We start from the raw sequence: 16,670 nt of genomic DNA, 5'->3' as shown, positions 1-16,670 counted from the left end.
GACTCACTGATTTAGACGGCGAGGATTTAAGGTAGGAGGCACGCACAGCAGCAATCAAAGGAGCGCTCATGTTCGGCTGGATTGCCATCGCCGCATCGGTCCCGGTGTGGCTGTACTTTTTCTACCGCCTCACGGTGCTGTTTCGGTTCATCCGCTCCGGCGGGCCCACACAGCTGAACCGTACCGACCGCCCCATGGCGCGCCTCGGCCGCGTGCTCATCGAAGTCTTCGGCCATACCCACTTCAAAGGCCGGCCGCTGGTCAACGCCGCGCACTGGCTCGTGATGGTGGGCTTCCTCTTCGGCGCCATCGTGTGGTTCGAGGCCTATATCCAAACCTTCGCGCCCGATAAAGGCTGGCCGTGGCTCAGCGACTGGCCGGTGTACCACTTCATCGAAGAGGTCCTCGCCATCGGCACCGTGCTCGGTATCTGTTTCCTCATCGGCGTGCGCCTGAAGCTCGGCCACACCGATCGCGGCAGCCGCTTCTACAATTCGCAGGTCTTCCCCGCACGCCTGGTGGAGGCCATCGTCTTCCTCGAAGGCCTCGGCATGTTCGCCGTCAAGGCCGCTGCGATCGCCACGTACGGCGGTGGCTCCCCGTGGGCTGATTTCTTGACGATGCGTGTGGCGGGGGTTATGCAGGCGTCGCCAAGCATGGTGCAATTCTTTGCCCTGGTGAAGCTGCTCACGGGCCTGGTGTTCATCGCGTGCATCGCCCACTACTTCCAATGGGGCGTGATGTGGCACCGCTTCATGGCGTTCTTCAACATCTTCTTCCAACGCAACGCCGACGGCGAGAAGGCGCTGGGCGCTCTCCCCACGCCGGACTTGGAGGACCTCGAGCCAGGGAGCTGGAAGATGCTTCTCGACGCCTCCTCCTGCACCGAATGCGGCCGCTGCCAGGACCTGTGCCCCGCATGGAACACCGACAAACCGCTGAGCCCGAAGAAGCTCATGATGGACCTGCGCCAGAGCGCGCTGGATAACTACAACCCACACGAGGGGCTCAACGTGCTGGCGATGGCGGGCACGATTGATGATGACGTCCTGTGGTCCTGTACCAACTGCGGTGCGTGCGTGGACCAGTGCCCGGTGGATATCGAGCACATCGACCACGTGGCGGACCTGCGTCGCTTCAAGGTGCTGGCGGAATCCGACTTCCCGTCGGAGCTGACCGGGCTGTTTAAGAACATGGAGACGAAGGGCAACCCGTGGGGCCGCAACGCTTCGGAGCGGCGCGCGTGGATTGATGAGGCGCGTGCCGACGGCATCGAGGTGCCGATCATCGGCGAGGACGCCGCCGACTTTTCGGACCTGGAGTACCTGTTCTGGGTCGGTTGCGCGGGTGCTTACGACGACAAGGGCCGCGCCACGACGCGCGCGGTGGTGGACATGCTGCACACCGCCGGCGTGAAGTTCGGTGTGCTGGCCACGGGCGAGACCTGTACCGGTGACCCGGCGCGCCGTGCCGGCAATGAGTTCCTGTTCCAGGTGATGGCGGAGCAGAATGTTGCCACGCTTAACGACGCCTTCGCCGGCGTCCCGAAGGGCCAGCGCAAAATCATCACGACGTGCCCGCACTGCTTCAATACGATTCGCAACGAGTACCCGGACTTCGACGGCCATTTCGATGTGCTGCACCACACGCAGCTGCTCAACCGTTTGGTGCGGGAGAAGCTGCTCGTGCCCGTGCCGCGTTCCCCGGAGAATCGCCGACCCGTTACGTATCACGACCCGTGCTTCCTGGGCCGCCACAACAAGGTCTTCGACCCGCCGCGTGAGCTCGTCGAGGCGACCGGTGCATCGCTTGCGGAGATGGACCACAACCGCGATGCGGCCTTCTGCTGCGGTGCCGGTGGCGCGCGCATGTTCATGGAAGAAAACTTGGGAAATCGGGTTAATGAGTTCCGCTCGGAGCAGGCCGTGGCGACGGGCGCGGAGCAGATTGCGACGGGCTGCCCGTTCTGCAATGTCATGCTCACCGGTGGCGTGAAGTCCATCGCGCCGCAGACACAGGTCAGCGATGTGGCGCTCATGCTGCGCGACGCCATTGCCCCCACTGGCGAACTTCCCGCCGCGCGCGAGAAGGCCTTCCTCGATACGCCCCGCCGCGAACCCGTCCCAGAAAAGCCCGCCTCGGAGGAGGCTTCCAGCATCCCGTCCACCGCGCCGCAAGCACCCGCAGCGCCAAGCACGCCCGCGTCATCATCCGCGCCCAACGCGCCGAGCACGCCCGCAGCGCCATCTGCCCCCAGCACGCCGAGCGCACCGCAAGCACCCGCCGCGCCGAGCGCACCGCAAGCACCCGCCGCGCCGAGCGCACCGCAGGCGCCATCAACGCCGACTGCACCCAGCGCGGCTTCGCCAACGGCTCCCAGTGCCCCGCAGGCCCCAACTACGCCTCAGGTGGCAGGAGCTCCAACTGCTCCTACGGCACCAAGTGCTACCAAAGCACCTGCAGCACCGCCCGCACCGAACGCGCCCGGGGCTCCATCTGCAAACACTCCGGCACCGAACGCAACCGCTGTACCGCAGGCACCAGCGAACACACCCGCCGCGCCCCAGGCACCAGCGAACGCCCCCGCAGCACCTGCCGCACCCCAGGCACCCGGTGCACCATCGACGCCAAACGCGGCCGCTGTACCGACTGCCCCGGCGGCGCCCAAAGCTACGACAACACCAAACGTTCCCGGCGCTCCGGCAGCGCCAGCAATTCCCCCGGCGGCGCCCAAGGCTGCAACAACGCCAAACACACCGCAAGCACCCGTAGCTCCGGCAGCGCCCGCGGCACCGCAAGCACCCGCGGATACTCCTTCGGTGCCGAAAGCTCCGACTGCGCCAGCAGCACCCGCCGCTCCGTCCGCGCCGATTACCCCGCCGAAGGCTCCGGCTGCGCCGCAGGCTCCGGAGGAAGGGGCGTCGGAAAGCAAGGACTAGTGCGACGTCGGCCACATCAACGCCGCGCAAGGTAGGCGTGCCTGATACCCCACAGGTACGCTCTACTCCATGCACACTGACGTGACCTACGTCCTCGCCTCGGGCGAAAGCAATTACACCGACTCGCTGGTGTCCTTCGCATGGATCATGGCGGTAGCGCTGCTAGCACCGTTGGTATCCCATGCCCTAGGCAAGAAGATGCCGGCCGTGGCGCTGCTTATTTTCTTCGGCATGCTCATCGGCCCTTCGATGTTGGGCTTGGCGCACGAAGACCCCGGCATTGGCATGCTCAAGGAGCTCGGCGTGGGCGCGCTGTTCCTCCTTGCGGGTTTCGAAATTGACCTCGCCGCCCTGAAATCGAAGGAAGCCGCCACAGGGCTATCCACGTGGCTCATCTGCGTGGTGGCGTGTGGCGTCGGCGCCTACTTCCTCATGGATGACATCCCCAGCGCCATCGTCATGGCCATCGCTTTGACCTCGACTGCACTGGGCACCATCACCCCGATGCTCAAACAGGACAAACTCCTGGGCACTCGAGTGGGCGATTCCGTGGTCATCCACGGCGCGATCGGTGAGGTCGCGCCAATTACTGCAATGGCACTCCTGTTGGGCTCGCGCTCCACGTGGACAACGATGCTGATTCTTCTCGCCTTCATCGCAATCGCGGTCACCGTGGCCGTCATGCCCTTCGCCATTACCACCCTCATGCCGTGGTTCAAGGATGCCTTCATCTCCGGGGCGGGCTCCACCAACCAAACCATCATGCGTCTCATCATCCTGATGTTGGCCATCCTCATGGCAGTGACGGCGGTATTCGAACTCGACATCGTCCTGGGCGCCTTTGCAACGGGCATCATCCTCAACCGCATCATTCCCGATGAGTTCCATAAAGGCTTGGAAAACCGCCTCGACGTGGTTTTTTATTCCATGCTCATCCCCGTCTTCTTCGTGGTTTCCGGCATGGCAATCGACTGGAACGTCATCCTGGACGAACCCATCAAGGTCCTCGGCATCCCGCTGCTCATCCTGGTGACCCGCGGCCTGCCGGTGTTCCTACGCGAAAACCTTCACCAAACCGGCTCCAACGTCGAAACCACCCGCGAACGCATCCAGGTTGCCCTCTACGCGGCGACCGGCCTGCCCATTATCGTGGCGGTGATGACGCTAGCGGTGGATTCGGGCATCGTCGATTCTGAGATCGCCTCGATCTTCATCGCCGGCGGCGCGCTCACCGTTGCAATCTTCCCGTTCCTCTCCGGCCTTGTGCGCGAAAAGGAACCCGCAAAGGCAGAGGATTAAGGCTGTTAAAATAGCCAATGTGACTAATCCTTTCAGCATGCGGCTTTCCGACGCCGAACGGACCGACGCCGTCAATGACCTCGCCCAGGCGTTGGGTGAAGGTCGCCTCACCATGGATGAGTTTGAGGAGCGCACCGACGCGGTGATGCAGGCAACGACCCGCCGCGAACTGGCAGATGTCTTCATGGATATCCCCACCAAGGCCAGCAGCGAGCTCAAGATCTACTCCCAAGGTGAGGTCGCCCGCGCCTACCAATCAACCCGGAAACCCCGCTTGGCCACCGCGTTGGTTGGCTCGCTAGGGCTCTTTTTCGGCTCGATTGCATCCTTCGCTGCTCTGTCCGGCGTCACCGCCGCACTCACCGGCACCGGATTGCTCTTCCTCATCCCCGCGTTGTGGATCATGCTCTACGTGGCCAAGGTGGGGCCGGAGTCCTGGCACCGTCCGTCGCCGCGACAGATCGAGCGCCAGCGCATGCGCGAGCTGAAAGCCGCCGGCGCTGAAGAACGCGCGCAGATGCGGGCGTTGGAGCAGGCGCAGTGGGCGGAGAGGCGTCGCCAAGCAAGTGAAATTACTGGGGATGCGATGAATCTGGCCAAACGCAAGCTGGAACAGTGGAACCAGAAGTAACATATCCGGCATGACTCAGAACCGGATTTTTGATCAATCCACCAAACTACAGGGCGTTGCCTACGATATTCGCGGCGAGGTTTCTACGGAGGCCGAGCGCATGGAGCTCGACGGGCACAGCATTCTGAAGCTCAACACCGGCAACCCGGCGGTGTTTGGTTTCGATGCGCCGGATGTCATCATGCGCGACATGATTGCGGCGCTGCCGACCTCGCAGGGCTACTCCACGTCGAAGGGTATTATCCCGGCACGGCGCGCGATTGTAACCCGCTATGAGCTGGAGGATTTCCCCAGCTTCGACGTCAATGACGTGTACTTGGGCAACGGCGTGTCCGAGCTGATTTCGATGGTGACGCAGGCGCTGCTTGACGACGGCGATGAGGTTCTCATCCCCGCCCCTGACTACCCCCTGTGGACGGCGGCGACGTCGCTGGCGGGTGGCACGCCTGTGCACTATTTGTGCGATGAGGAGGACGATTGGAATCCCTCCATTGAAGATATTCGCGCGAAAGTAACGGAGAAGACCAAGGCCATTGTGGTCATTAATCCGAATAACCCGACGGGTGCCGTGTACTCGCGTGAAACGCTGCAGAAAATCGTGGATGTAGCGCGCGAATATAACCTGCTGATTCTGGCGGATGAGATTTATGACCGGATTCTGTATGACGGTGCGAAGCACATTTCCATCGCCTCCCTGGCCCCAGATTTGCTGACGATCACGTTTAATGGCTTGTCCAAGGCCTACCGCGTGGCCGGCTACCGCGCCGGCTGGATGGTGCTCACGGGCCCGAAGTCCCATGCGCGTGGCTTCATCGAGGGCTTGGACTTGCTGGCGGGCACGCGCCTATGCCCAAATGTGCCGGCACAGCACGCGATCCAGGTGGCGCTGGGTGGGCGGCAGTCCATTTATGAGCTCACCGGTGAGGGCGGGCGCTTGCTCAAGCAGCGCAATATTGCCTACGAGAAGCTCAACGAGATTCCCGGCGTGTCCGTGGTAAAGCCGATGGGCGCGCTGTACTGCTTCCCGCGCTTGGACCCAGAGGTCTATGAGATCCACGATGACTCGAAGCTCATGCTCGACATTCTGCGCGCCGAGAAGATCCTCATGGTGCAAGGCACCGGCTTCAATTGGCCTACGCCGGATCACTTCCGCGTGGTTACGCTGCCGTGGGCATCGCAGCTGGAGAACGCGATTGAGCGGCTCGGCAACTTCCTGGTGAGCTACCGCCAGTAGCCCTGCTTCCCACGATCGGGCAGGCGTAAAGAGGCGCCCTCGCTGCCAGAAGCATTCAGGCGCCTCTTGGCTCAAACGCTAGCAGTCGGGTGGGGCGGGACTTCCCGGCTCAGAACGTGTGGATGTCGGTGATTCGGCCGGCTTTGCGGTCTGGGCGCGACGGCTTGTGCTAGGCACCGCAACGGTGCTTACTGTGTCTTGACGGTTTTCGTGAATCCGCTGGGCGCGTGGTGCGCGGTGCGGATGTACCGGTTCCCGCGGATCGCGGGGACCAGCCGGCACCCACTTAACCTTGCCGTTTTCCCGCACGATGCGGCCACGACCCGGCAGTCCGTTAATAGCGTTGTGGTATTTGCACAGCGGGGTGAGGTTTTCAGGATTCGTTTCGCCGCCGTGTCTCCATTCTTGGATGTGGTGTATCTGGCAATAGTCGGCGCCGCACAGGCAACGGCCCCAGGCACAGGTGGGTTGCTCACCGCTGGCCATGATGCGCTGCTTCTCCGAAGCAACGCGCTGGGTGCGGTGGAGTTCGACGGGGCCTTTGACGCGGTCGACGAGCATGACGAGGCCTTCTTCCGCGAGCTCCCGCTCGATGAGCTCTTTGCCCGTGATCTTGGCACCGTTGGATAGCTGAATCACGATATCCCCAAGGTCCGGCGCTGCGGGCTCACCGGACGCTGTGGTGTCGTGGCCGGATGTCTCTCCGATGGCAGGCTCGTCAGAATCATTAGGCGGTGATGCGTCGGCGGGCTGGCTGGAAGCAGGAGTTGTGGCTGCAGAAGACGCTGTTGTGCAGGAAAGAGGTGCCGAGGAAGGCGCATTCGATTCTGCGGAGTCGGGGCGCGGGGTGGACGGGTCGCCCAAGCGGCCCAAGATTGTGGCGTACTCGGGAAGCTCCATGACGGCGAGGGTCTGGGGTACGGGGCGGGCGAGGCGGCCTTCTCGAAACGCAGCCGTAAACGAGCCGACGGGATCGTCTTCGTCGATGTTGGGACGCAGGTCCTCGATGAGCGCGGCCGGGGCCGTGAGCGTGAGTTTCGACAGTTCCTTGCCGCGGCGAATTGTCACGCCCGGCTTCGGCGCGGGCGGCGGGTTGAGCTCAGCAATGCGCTTGCGCGCATAGCGGGCCACGGCCTTTTCATCACCAGCAATGCCGCACAACTCAATGCGCAAATCCCACGCCTCACGCTGCTTCTTCAGCCTTCCTGCGAAGCGTTCAATGAGCAGCAGCGTGGGCAGGTCGTGCCCATTAGCGCGCGCCGCCGAAACGGCACGCGCTTGTTTACGGTTAAAGGAGGTGGAGGCAAAGTAGACGTCGTAAAGCGCCAGCAAGGAACGCGCCACAGACTCCGGACCCCATGCCCGCAGCTGCTCGAAGCTGAGCCCCGCAACGCCGGCGACGAGCTCGATGCCCGCCGCCTGGCTGCGAAGATGCGCTTCCACGAGGTTCATGCCAGCAACGCTAAACGCCCCACCCGCCTCACACAACGGCACCGCCGCCAGCCTGTGGATAACTTGTTGATCGCGTCATCAATAGTTTTCTTTATTATGAATCTCATTCACAATAGTAGGCATGACTAACCTCAGCCCGTGGCGCACGGGGCTCCTAGGATTTCTTGCCATCACGGCCCTCGCAACCCTCGCGGGACTATTCATCCTCCGCCCCACCAGCGCGCTCACTGAGCACACCAGCCCGGACTTTTCCACCACCTACGCCCTCAATCATCCACAAGTCGAAGGCACCGTGGAGACCGTGGATAACCACCTGTGCTCCGATCCCCACACGGGCCGCGCCTTCGATGAGGCCCCGCTCATCCCCGCCGAGGGCGACGACACCTCCTGCTCCCGCGCCCTCATTGACCTGACCTCCGGCGCAGACGCAGGCCGCAAGACGCAGCTCGTATTCTATGGCGTGGCCAGTGACCCGACCCTCCACCCCGGTGACGAGGTAATTCTGACAGTTTCCAGCGACGGCACCTATGCCTTCGCTGATTTCCAGCGCAATGGAAACCTTGCGTTGTGGGCTATCATCGCGGCCCTTGTCATCGTCGGCTTCGCCGCTTGGCACGGACTGCGCGCATTGGTGGGCCTTGTAATCAGCTTGGCAATCGTCTTCTTCTACCTCATCCCCTCTCTCATTGAGGGCCATTCGGCGCTGCCACTAGCGCTCGTGACCTGCGCGGCCATCCTTTTCCTCGCCGTTCCTCTCGTGCACGGCGTGAACTGGAAATCAGCCTCCGCCCTGGGAGGCGCATTGGTGGCGCTAGCGTTGTCGGGGGCGTTGGGGTGGGCGTCGATAAGCAGCACCGCGTTAACAGGCTCGAGCTCGGAGGATAACCTCAAGTTGCTGCTCTACATGCCTGGGGTTTCCGTGGTGGGCGTGCTGCTGTGCGGGTTCATCATCGGTGCGCTCGGCAGCCTCAACGACATCGCGGTGGCGCAGGCCTCCACCGTGCGCGAGCTCCACGCCGCCGACCCCGCAGCCGGGCCCGGCGCGCTTTTCCTGTCAGCCATGAAGGTGGGCCGCGACCATATCGCTTCCATGGTGTATACCATCGTGCTGACCTATACCGGCGCGGCCCTGCCCCTGCTCATGCTCATCACGGCGGCGCAGCGCCCAGCCCTGCAGATCCTCTCCAGTGACCTCGTCGCCACGGAGGTTCTGCGCTCCCTTCTGGGCGCGATGGCCTTGACACTAGCGGTGCCACTGACCACCGCGATTGCGGCGTTTACTGTGCCGGAAGGACGCGACCAAGCGCCTCGACGGTCCAGCCAACCTCGCGCCAAGCATCGACGCTGAGCACGTTGCGCCCATCGATGATGTGGCGGCGGGCCACGAGCTCGCCGGCCTCAGCCGGGTCGAGGTCGCGGAATTCCTGCCACTCAGTAGCGAGGATGACCAGCTCGGTGTCCTTGAGTGCCTCGCTTGCCGACGCCACGTAATTCAACGTCGGGAACACCTTCTTCGCGTTCTCCATACCCTGCGGGTCATAGACCGTCACGGCGGCACCGGCCAGGGAGAGCGAACCGGCAACGGAGAGTGCTGGCGAGTCGCGGACATCATCGGAGTTGGGCTTGAAAGCGCAGCCCAGCACGGTAACGCGGTGGCCCAAAAGGGAGCCGTCGAATGCCTGCTTGGCCAGGTCCACGACGCGGTCGCGGCGGCGCATGTTGATGGCGTCGACCTCGCGCAGGAAGGTCAGCGCCTGGTCCGCACCCAGCTCGCCGGCGCGCGCCATGAAGGCACGGATATCCTTGGGCAGGCAGCCGCCGCCGAAACCCAGGCCAGCTCCGAGGAATTTGCGACCGATGCGCTCGTCGTAGCCGATGGCGTCGGCAAGCTTCACCACGTCCGCACCGGCAATCTCGCAGATTTCAGACACGGCGTTGATGAAGGAGATCTTGGTGGCCAGGAAGGCGTTGGCGGAGACCTTGACCAGCTCGGCGGTCTGCAGGTCCGTCACGATGAACGGGGTGTTCTGCGCCAATGGCTGGGCATAGACCTCACGGGCGACCTCTTCGGCACTGCTTTCACCGTCGGCTCGCCCTGCCTCGCCGACGCCGAGAACGATGCGGTCCGGGGTGATGGTGTCCTTGACGGCGTAGCCCTCGCGCAGGAACTCCGGGTTCCAGGCAATCTCCACGCTGGTGCCCCCTGAAGCAAGTTCATCGGCCATCTGCTGCAGCTCTGCCGCGGTACCTACCGGGACGGTGGACTTGCCAAAGATGATGTGCTCGCCTTTGAGGCGCGGTACGAGCTCCGTGATGACAGACTTCACGTAGGTGAGATCCGCGGCGTAGGAGCCGTGGGTCTGCGGGGTGCCAACGCCGAGGAAGTGCACGTTGGCGAACTCCGCGGCGTCGTCATAGCTGGTGGAAAAGTCTAGGCGGCCGGCCTCGATGTTGCGCTCGAGTACCTCTGGCAGGCCAGGCTCGTAGAACGGCACGCGGCCGTTCTTGAGAGCTTCAATCTTGTGTTCATCAACATCTACGCCGAGCACCTCGTGGTCGAGCTCCGCCATGCAAGCGGCGTGCGTCGCGCCTAGGTAGCCGGTACCAATCACAGTCATACGCATAACCGGGAATTTTAGGCGCGGTTGACCTGAAGCGCGCGGCGAGAACGAAAAGTTTAGCGGAAGTTCAGATAGGACTTCGACGGCGTCGGTCCACGCTGGCCCTGGTACTTCGAGCCCAACGCGCCGGAACCATACGGAGCTTCTGCTGGGGAGGACATCTTAAAGATGGCCAACTGGCCCACCTTCATCCCCGGCCACAGTGAAATGGGCAGGTTCGCGGTGTTGGACAGCTCGAGCGTGATGTGCCCGGAGAAACCCGGATCGATAAAGCCTGCCGTGGAGTGCGTCAGCAAGCCCAGGCGACCCAGGGAGGACTTGCCTTCCAAACGCCCCGCCAGGTTAGCCGGCAGGGTGAACTTCTCCAGAGTGGCGCCCAGCACGAACTCACCGGGGTGCAGCACGAAGGCGTCGCCTTCGGCCACCTCCACTTCGCTGGTGAGGTCCGGCATTTCCTGCTTGGGGTCAATATGCGTGTAGCGCGAGTTATTAAACACGCGGAAGAACTTGTCCAAGCGCACATCGATGGACGAAGGCTGGACCATCTCGGCGTCGAAAGGCTCGATGCTCAAACGCTCGGGAGCATCAGCGGCAATAGCGGCACGGATATCACGATCAGAAAGAAGCACGGTTGATAGTCTACCTCCCCACTGGGCCTTTTATGGCCTCGGGCGGCGGCGGTGCTAAGCTTTACGACGATGCACATTCTGCATTGCGCCGACGTAGTTTAATGGTAGAACTGCAGCTTCCCAAGCTGCTGGCGCGGGTTCGATTCCCGTCGTCGGCTCCACGTATTTTCCCAGTTCATGGACTAATTTCATACCTACAGGATGGACCATGACAGCCCCTATCTTCACGCCCAAAACCACAGCGGAGCTTCGCGCTGAACGTGAGCATGTACTTCAAGATCTTGCGCCCCGCACAATCGATGAGCTCCGCGAACAGCGCGCGGTTGATCAAATTTTAGCCATCGACGAGGCCACTCTGAATCGGTATGAAGCCCTGTGCTTCGTTATCGGCGACTAGACAGACACGTTTTCTCTCAGAGCTACATCGTCCCTAGCCTGAGATTCAAAAATTACCCCCACGTCAATACCAGGGCGTGCGGTAACAAACCCCACAGGCAGGACACAATGGGCAAGCACGAACCAGCGGAAATCAGCGACGCACCCAAGAAGAAGGGCGTCAACCCCAACGCCATCATTGCGTTAATTCTGATCCTCGTCGGTCTCGGTGTCTTGCTCTACCCCGTCGTGGCCACGCAGTGGAACAACCACACCCAATCCCGCGCCGCCGAGGAATACGCCAAGCTGGAGAAGCAAGCCCCGCCAGAAGTACTGCACACCGCCTGGGAGGAGGCACAGGCCTACAACGCCCAGCTGGGCCAAATCAGTGTGGAAGACGCTTGGACCACCACCGATGACGAGAACTCTCCCGAGTACCAGCGCTACCGCCAATACCTGTCTGTGTTGTCAGAGACCGATGCCATGGGTCGCATCGTCATCCCCTCTATTGATTCCGATCTGCCCATTTATCACGGCACCTCAGAAAGAGCACTCTCCCGCGGCGCTGGCCACCTCTACGGCACGGACCTACCTGTCGGTGGCGTGGGGAACGGCGAGGGCAGGCACGCAGCGCTCTCTGCTCACACGGGTCTACAGAATGCCACGCTGTGGGACAACCTCACCAAGGTCAAGAAGGGCGATGCTTTCTACATCGCCGCCGGCGGCGAGAAGCTCAAGTACGAGGTGCACGATATTCGGGTCGTCGAGCCTGCGGACACCAGCTCGCTCCACCGTGAGCCAGGCCAGGACCTCGTTACGCTCATTACCTGCACCCCCTACGGTGTAAATACCCACCGCTTGCTCGTCACCGGCCACCGAGTGCCAATGGATCCGGAAGACGAGGCCGCATTCAACAGCTCTGGTATTCACTGGCAGTGGTGGATGTGGGCCATTCTGGCTGCCGCTGCCATCATCGTGCTTCTTCTCATCTACTGGTGGCGCAAATATGTCAGCAATGCCAAGGACACCGTGATTGACGACGACCCGCAGGACTCCTAACCGACAATGAGCATGCAATAAGGCCCGCCCTTCCCTGGTTATTGGAAGAGCGGGCCTTTTCTAAAGTTGCCGCAAGCGGTGGTTCTATGCCGGGCGACGTCGCAAAGCGAGGCACCCTGCCGCGACAATCGCGCCACCAGCGAGCGCCCACAGGCCTACGCCCTCACCACCGGTCTTGGGCAGTGCACCCTTGGTGATGTCAGCGACCTGAAGGACGCCGATCTTCTTCACACAGTTGGCAGCGGTGTCAGACTCAGCGCACCTATTACTCGTGATCGCGGTCCCTCCGGAGAGCACCTTGATGACTGCATTGCCATTCTGATCCCACTCCGTCGAGAACTTGATCGGCGCGGGCAGCAGGTTATAGCCGTTCGGCGCCTTCGTCTCGATGAGGTAATAAACGCCAGGGGCATCCAAGCCTTCGAGCTTCACACGGCCCGTGGTGGTGGTCGTGGATTGCTTCACCACGGGGTTAGCATCAGTGTTAACGCTGCCATCTGCGTTCAGCCTAAGGTTTCCGTCAGCGTCACCGCGGTGGACTGTGAACTGCGCGCCGTCAAGCAACTCGTCTGTTTGGATCTCGTCCGGGTTGTCCGGGTTATAGCTCGCCTTTTCGAGCAGGACGTCCATCGTTTCCTTGGTCTCCAGCGGGATACAGTCAGTATCCTTCCAGCCGCCCATTTCTGCCTCATTCATGAGGCCAAATTTAGGCTCGTACAGGCCACCCTTGGTGTAGCAGCGGGTGTTTCCTGAAGGTTGGCTCGGGTAGCCGGCGGGTACAGAGGTGCTGTCCAGCTTTGAACGATCCAGCTTGAAACGCATCGTTACCTCGTAGACGTGCTGCCCAGTGCTTCCATCAACACCCTTGGGTTTAATGATCTTCGGAGTGTCATTCTTGTTGAGCTCAAAGGGGCCGGCACCTTGGTACGCACGCGGCTGGCTGGTCTTGTTGAACTCGTCCTTGAAGATCACAGTGGCCCCAGTAACCGTGGCAGCACCAACAAACCTCGGGGTGTCCGTGAGCTTGCCGTAGATCACGTCGTTGGTGTCGAAGCCAGGTGCGTCCGGTGCCTCAACTACGACGTTGTACTTCGCGGTATATTCATTCGCTGCACCAGGAACAGGTTGCGGTGTGCTGTCGACGGCAACCTTATTGAAACAGGCTTCAGTAGCGACGTTGTCATCTTCAGCCGGGCTAGACTCCCCGTCCGTAGCCTGGAAAGCAACCTTGTTCGGACTACATACCGTCTTGAGGTTCCCGTATTCATCTGTTCGCACCGGCGCAGAGACGACATACTCTACCTTCGCGTGCCCTGGAAGAGTACCAACATAGCCCATCATGTATCGGGACTCACCGTCCGCTCCGGATGGGACAATCATGCCTGCATAAATACCAGTTCCCGGCGCAATCTGATCAGGCCCGGGCTTTTGACCGTTGACCTCGGTAGATCCTGCTCCAAATCCCTCGAATTTCGCAGTGGGACCGGAAGCGTTCACTCCATAGTGAGTATCCGTTGGTAGGTATTCCCAGAATGTGCCGCCCGAACTGGTGTTATCCGTGGTGTTTTCCACGGAGATGGTCCAGAAAGTACGCACCTCGCCGTTTACCACCTTGGTCTCCGAGCGTTGCTTCTTCACCGCAATGTTTGATTGCAGCCCTGGCGGTGGCGGAACTAGGTCGGAGGCCGCGTCCGTGTTAAATGAAGCAGGCAGGTTGTTCATTATGTTGACCAGCTCGAACTTCGGGCTATCATCATCTGGGTTGGTGATCTTTAGCTCAAAGCCCAGCTGATTCGCATTCGCACTACCCGAGCCAAAGCCCAGGTTTCCATTGGAGTAGGTCCACGCCTTGCCCCAAGAAGCAGAGGGGTTCGAGATCGTGCGCCCATCGAAGGTCTTGATGCCGGTGAGATCCCAGGTCCTGATGTCGCCGGTCTGTGTGTCAATGCGTTCAAGGATAAGCTTGTCGCCTGCCTGAGCCTTACTCTGGAAACCCCACATATACTTCTGGGCCTGCGGGAGCACCGCCCAGTCCTCCGAGTAGGACTTCTGGCTTCCTAGCACGCGTTGAGCCGTGACTTTGTCGACGTCGACCTTATAAAGGTGACGGCTACCAGAAGTGGACGTGTTGCCCACAAAGAATCCCTCGCTGGTGTACACGCCAGCGTTGAGGACATCCCGGTCGCCGCTCGTTTCAAACGGGGTACCGGTACTTCCGGCCTTTAAAATAGGCCCAAGATTATATACTTCACCGGTTGCCGGATTGATCTGAAGGAGATTTCCTGCCGGGTAGCAAGGATCACCATTTCGGCCGCGACTCTGGCTCACCGCATAGAGCCAGTTATCACTCGAATCAAAGGCTAGAGCATTGTACACCCAGGGAGTGGACTCTCCCACCTGGCGAAAGTCTCGGCCTTGGTTGACTTGACGGCTCAGAATGGAAGTGTCTCGGCGAAGATCCTTAGGTTCACTGGTTACAACGTAGACAGGGCTACCGTCGGCAAATTCAGCTGGGGTGAGATCGCGCTTTGGCTGTCTGCTTGTAACCGGATCTTGGCACTCCTCTTTCGCAGGAACGGTGAAGGAAGCTGTAAACACTGTATTGGCTGGCCCGCGGTGAACACCCTTAAACTGAATCTGTGCGGTGCCACCAATAGTAATCTGCGGCAGGGTGACTTGGTATTCCTTGGCGCTAATCCTTTTGTAGGTCACCTTCGCCTCATACCAACCTCCGTTGGCACCTGTGTAATAGATCGTCAGGTCCTCATCGTTAGTCGATAAATAACTGTTAACACTGGATTTGAGGGTAACCACCGTGCCTTGCGGAATGGACAGCTGGCCGCCAAAAAGCTCACCGGACGGAATCTTAAAGTTCGGGATATAGCGGCTTCCCTTGAGCACGTAACCATCGTTTTGCATCGTGATGGTTCGGTCGCCTGCAGCGTACGGGGTAATGTTCGGTGCTGCCATCAGGCGAGCTGGAGCCTCGTCAACGTCAGCAATTTCCAGCGGCTCAGTCACTTCCGAAGGAGCTTCTGGGGTTTCGCTGGATTCCGTTGAAGACGTGCTGGGCGTCTCCTCGGCTACTCCCCGCACATCGACGGACATCCCACTAAGTTCGGAATCCTCTGCGACCGCTGGGGTCTTCAATGAGAAAGCTGCTCCTGCTGGCACGTCAGTAGAAAGGCCAGTGATTCGGAAAGTCACTGAAGAGCTGGTTGATTTTACAACGAGGTTGTCTCCTTCGCGGACGGGGATCTCTTCGCCGTCGATAGTCAGTGTGTAGGCCGAGCCTTCGAACTCCAGTCCTGCAGTCTCAACAGTGAACTCCAACTCCTCCACGGTTCCGGCGTCAACAAAGTGGCCTTCAAATGTTGCGGAGTCGCCAGCAGTCAGGCTCAGCTGGTCTGCAGAATCGAGCTCGGTGCGCAGAGCCGTGGTTTGTGCTTCGGCGACGGCACCAACGATTCCGGGCAGAGCAGCCGGTGCAGCAACACCAACAATGAGAGCCAGTGCAGCAATGAACGCCGCAAAAGCTCGCCAGCGGTACACTACCGGCTCGGCCGGGTGAGCATCTGTCCAGGACATTAGCGTCCCTCGCTTTCTGAATTCTTCCTGCGACTAAAGGCAATCATCACGAAACCAGTGGCGATCAACACCATCGCTGCGGCAACCACACCGAGTACCTGTGCACCGGTCATCGCCAATGAGCCACTGTTCCCCGACGGAGCTGCCGGAGTGGAGGTCTTACCTGCACCTGGAGTACTCGACGGTGTTGTCTCGGGTTGGTGTGGCGGATTCCCAGGCTTAGTCGGTGGATAGTTTGGAGTTGTTTGCGGCGTATTCGGATGCGACGGCGGAGTAGTCGGCGTCGTGGGCGGCGTTGGTGTTTCACCCGGTTTGTGAGTCTTGGCCACAATTACTCCTGGCACTGGTTTCGGATTGTCCGCCACAGTGTGGAATGGAACCGCTACCACAAATGGGTTGATCTCCCGGTAGGAGTTATCTGGCGCCGACGACGTCACTACGTAGAAGCCATCCGCTAGACCGTCAAAGGTCACTTCTCCATTGGCATCGGTGACCTGGTCCACGTGCACGTCGGTACGCCATTCACGAACCTCGGCCAGACCCGCGTCTTGCACGCGTGCTACATCGTCAGCGTTGTTTGGATCTAGGCCGGCGAGCCGGGCCAGATGTATCGTGACTCCCTGAATCTTTCCCGAAGGTGCCTGCCCATCGTCGTCGGGATTGCCCTGCGTAAGCCGAACAGTCACCGTATCCGTATCTACGGTGCGTTCCGCACCAGTAGTCTGTTGCCCGACAACCTGTACCGCACCCGCAGCAACCATGCCCGGCCCAGCGAACGCAATTGCACACGCTACTCCGACGGCAACCATTCGGGCCGACCAAGTATTTGTCAACCTCTTCATC

12 protein-coding genes and 1 tRNA gene are annotated in these 16,670 nt (G+C 60.9%); 8 read left to right on the top strand and 5 right to left on the bottom strand.

The features are described 5' to 3' along the window. The first annotated feature begins 68 nt into the window (after positions 1–68). The 4 genes from QP363_RS05745 to QP363_RS05730 all read left to right on the top strand — a co-directional run bounded on the left by QP363_RS05745 (position 69) and on the right by QP363_RS05730 (position 6,103). Complete coding sequence (locus QP363_RS05745; protein ID WP_284763299.1) at positions 69–2,939, top strand: (Fe-S)-binding protein; 2,871 nt, start codon at positions 69–71, stop codon at positions 2,937–2,939. A 69-nt stretch (positions 2,940–3,008) separates the two neighbouring features. Continuing rightward, on the top strand, positions 3,009–4,238 hold the full coding sequence (locus QP363_RS05740) for a cation:proton antiporter (protein WP_284763298.1): 1,230 nt from the start codon (positions 3,009–3,011) through the stop codon (positions 4,236–4,238). A 19-nt stretch (positions 4,239–4,257) separates the two neighbouring features. Beyond that, positions 4,258–4,869 carry a DUF1707 domain-containing protein gene (locus tag QP363_RS05735; protein WP_236659372.1) on the top strand — a complete coding sequence of 204 codons (612 nt, stop codon included), beginning with the start codon at positions 4,258–4,260 and terminating at the stop codon, positions 4,867–4,869. Positions 4,870–4,879: 10 nt separating this feature from the next. Beyond that, complete coding sequence (locus QP363_RS05730) at positions 4,880–6,103, top strand: pyridoxal phosphate-dependent aminotransferase (protein ID WP_070448124.1); 1,224 nt, start codon at positions 4,880–4,882, stop codon at positions 6,101–6,103. A 78-nt stretch (positions 6,104–6,181) separates the two neighbouring features. Here the strand turns inward: QP363_RS05730 and QP363_RS05725 are convergent, their stop codons facing one another. Further along, entirely contained in the window at positions 6,182–7,555 is a 1,374-nt protein-coding gene (locus QP363_RS05725; RefSeq protein ID WP_284763295.1) for an HNH endonuclease signature motif containing protein, read from the bottom strand. A gap of 121 nt (positions 7,556–7,676) precedes the next feature. Here QP363_RS05725 and QP363_RS05720 point away from each other — a divergent pair, with 121 nt between their 5' ends. Beyond that, the gene (locus QP363_RS05720; protein WP_284763293.1) at positions 7,677–8,903 is read left to right on the top strand and encodes a YibE/F family protein; all 1,227 of its coding nucleotides are present in this window, start codon (positions 7,677–7,679) and stop codon (positions 8,901–8,903) included. Here the strand turns inward: QP363_RS05720 and QP363_RS05715 are convergent. Beyond that, complete coding sequence (locus QP363_RS05715) at positions 8,833–10,179, bottom strand: UDP-glucose/GDP-mannose dehydrogenase family protein (RefSeq protein ID WP_284763292.1); 1,347 nt, start codon at positions 10,177–10,179, stop codon at positions 8,833–8,835. The genes QP363_RS05720 and QP363_RS05715 overlap by 71 nt on opposite strands. A 53-nt stretch (positions 10,180–10,232) precedes the next feature. Then, complete coding sequence (gene dcd / locus QP363_RS05710) at positions 10,233–10,805, bottom strand: dCTP deaminase (protein ID WP_046645898.1); 573 nt, start codon at positions 10,803–10,805, stop codon at positions 10,233–10,235. 87 nt (positions 10,806–10,892) lie between these two features. On the opposite strand from dcd, the gene QP363_RS05705 reads away from it, so the two are divergent. The 3 genes from QP363_RS05705 to QP363_RS05695 all read left to right on the top strand — a co-directional run bounded on the left by QP363_RS05705 (position 10,893) and on the right by QP363_RS05695 (position 12,239). Further along, positions 10,893–10,966: transfer RNA gene (locus tag QP363_RS05705), tRNA-Gly, on the top strand. 47 nt (positions 10,967–11,013) lie between these two features. Next, positions 11,014–11,202: a hypothetical protein gene (locus QP363_RS05700; protein WP_070448130.1), complete on the top strand. Its 189-nt coding sequence runs from the start codon at positions 11,014–11,016 to the stop codon at positions 11,200–11,202. Positions 11,203–11,309: 107 nt separating this feature from the next. Beyond that, positions 11,310–12,239: a class C sortase gene (locus tag QP363_RS05695; protein ID WP_070624245.1), complete on the top strand. Its 930-nt coding sequence runs from the start codon at positions 11,310–11,312 to the stop codon at positions 12,237–12,239. A gap of 84 nt (positions 12,240–12,323) precedes the next feature. Here the strand turns inward: QP363_RS05695 and QP363_RS05690 are convergent, their stop codons facing one another. Together QP363_RS05690 and QP363_RS05685 are read right to left on the bottom strand one after the other, a co-directional pair. Further along, positions 12,324–15,827: a SpaA isopeptide-forming pilin-related protein gene (locus QP363_RS05690; RefSeq protein ID WP_284763289.1), complete on the bottom strand. Its 3,504-nt coding sequence runs from the start codon at positions 15,825–15,827 to the stop codon at positions 12,324–12,326. Continuing rightward, positions 15,827–16,669, bottom strand: a complete 843-nt coding sequence (locus QP363_RS05685; RefSeq protein WP_083276507.1) for a hypothetical protein — start codon at positions 16,667–16,669, stop codon at positions 15,827–15,829. Before QP363_RS05685 ends, QP363_RS05690 begins: the two co-directional genes overlap by 1 nt. Position 16,670: the final 1 nt, after the last annotated feature.

Source organism: Corynebacterium sp. UMB6689, assembly GCF_030215295.1.
Lineage (GTDB): Bacteria > Actinomycetota > Actinomycetes > Mycobacteriales > Mycobacteriaceae > Corynebacterium > Corynebacterium aurimucosum.
Note: the sequence above shows the minus strand (reverse complement) of the source record. Positions and strands in the feature narration are given on the sequence as shown.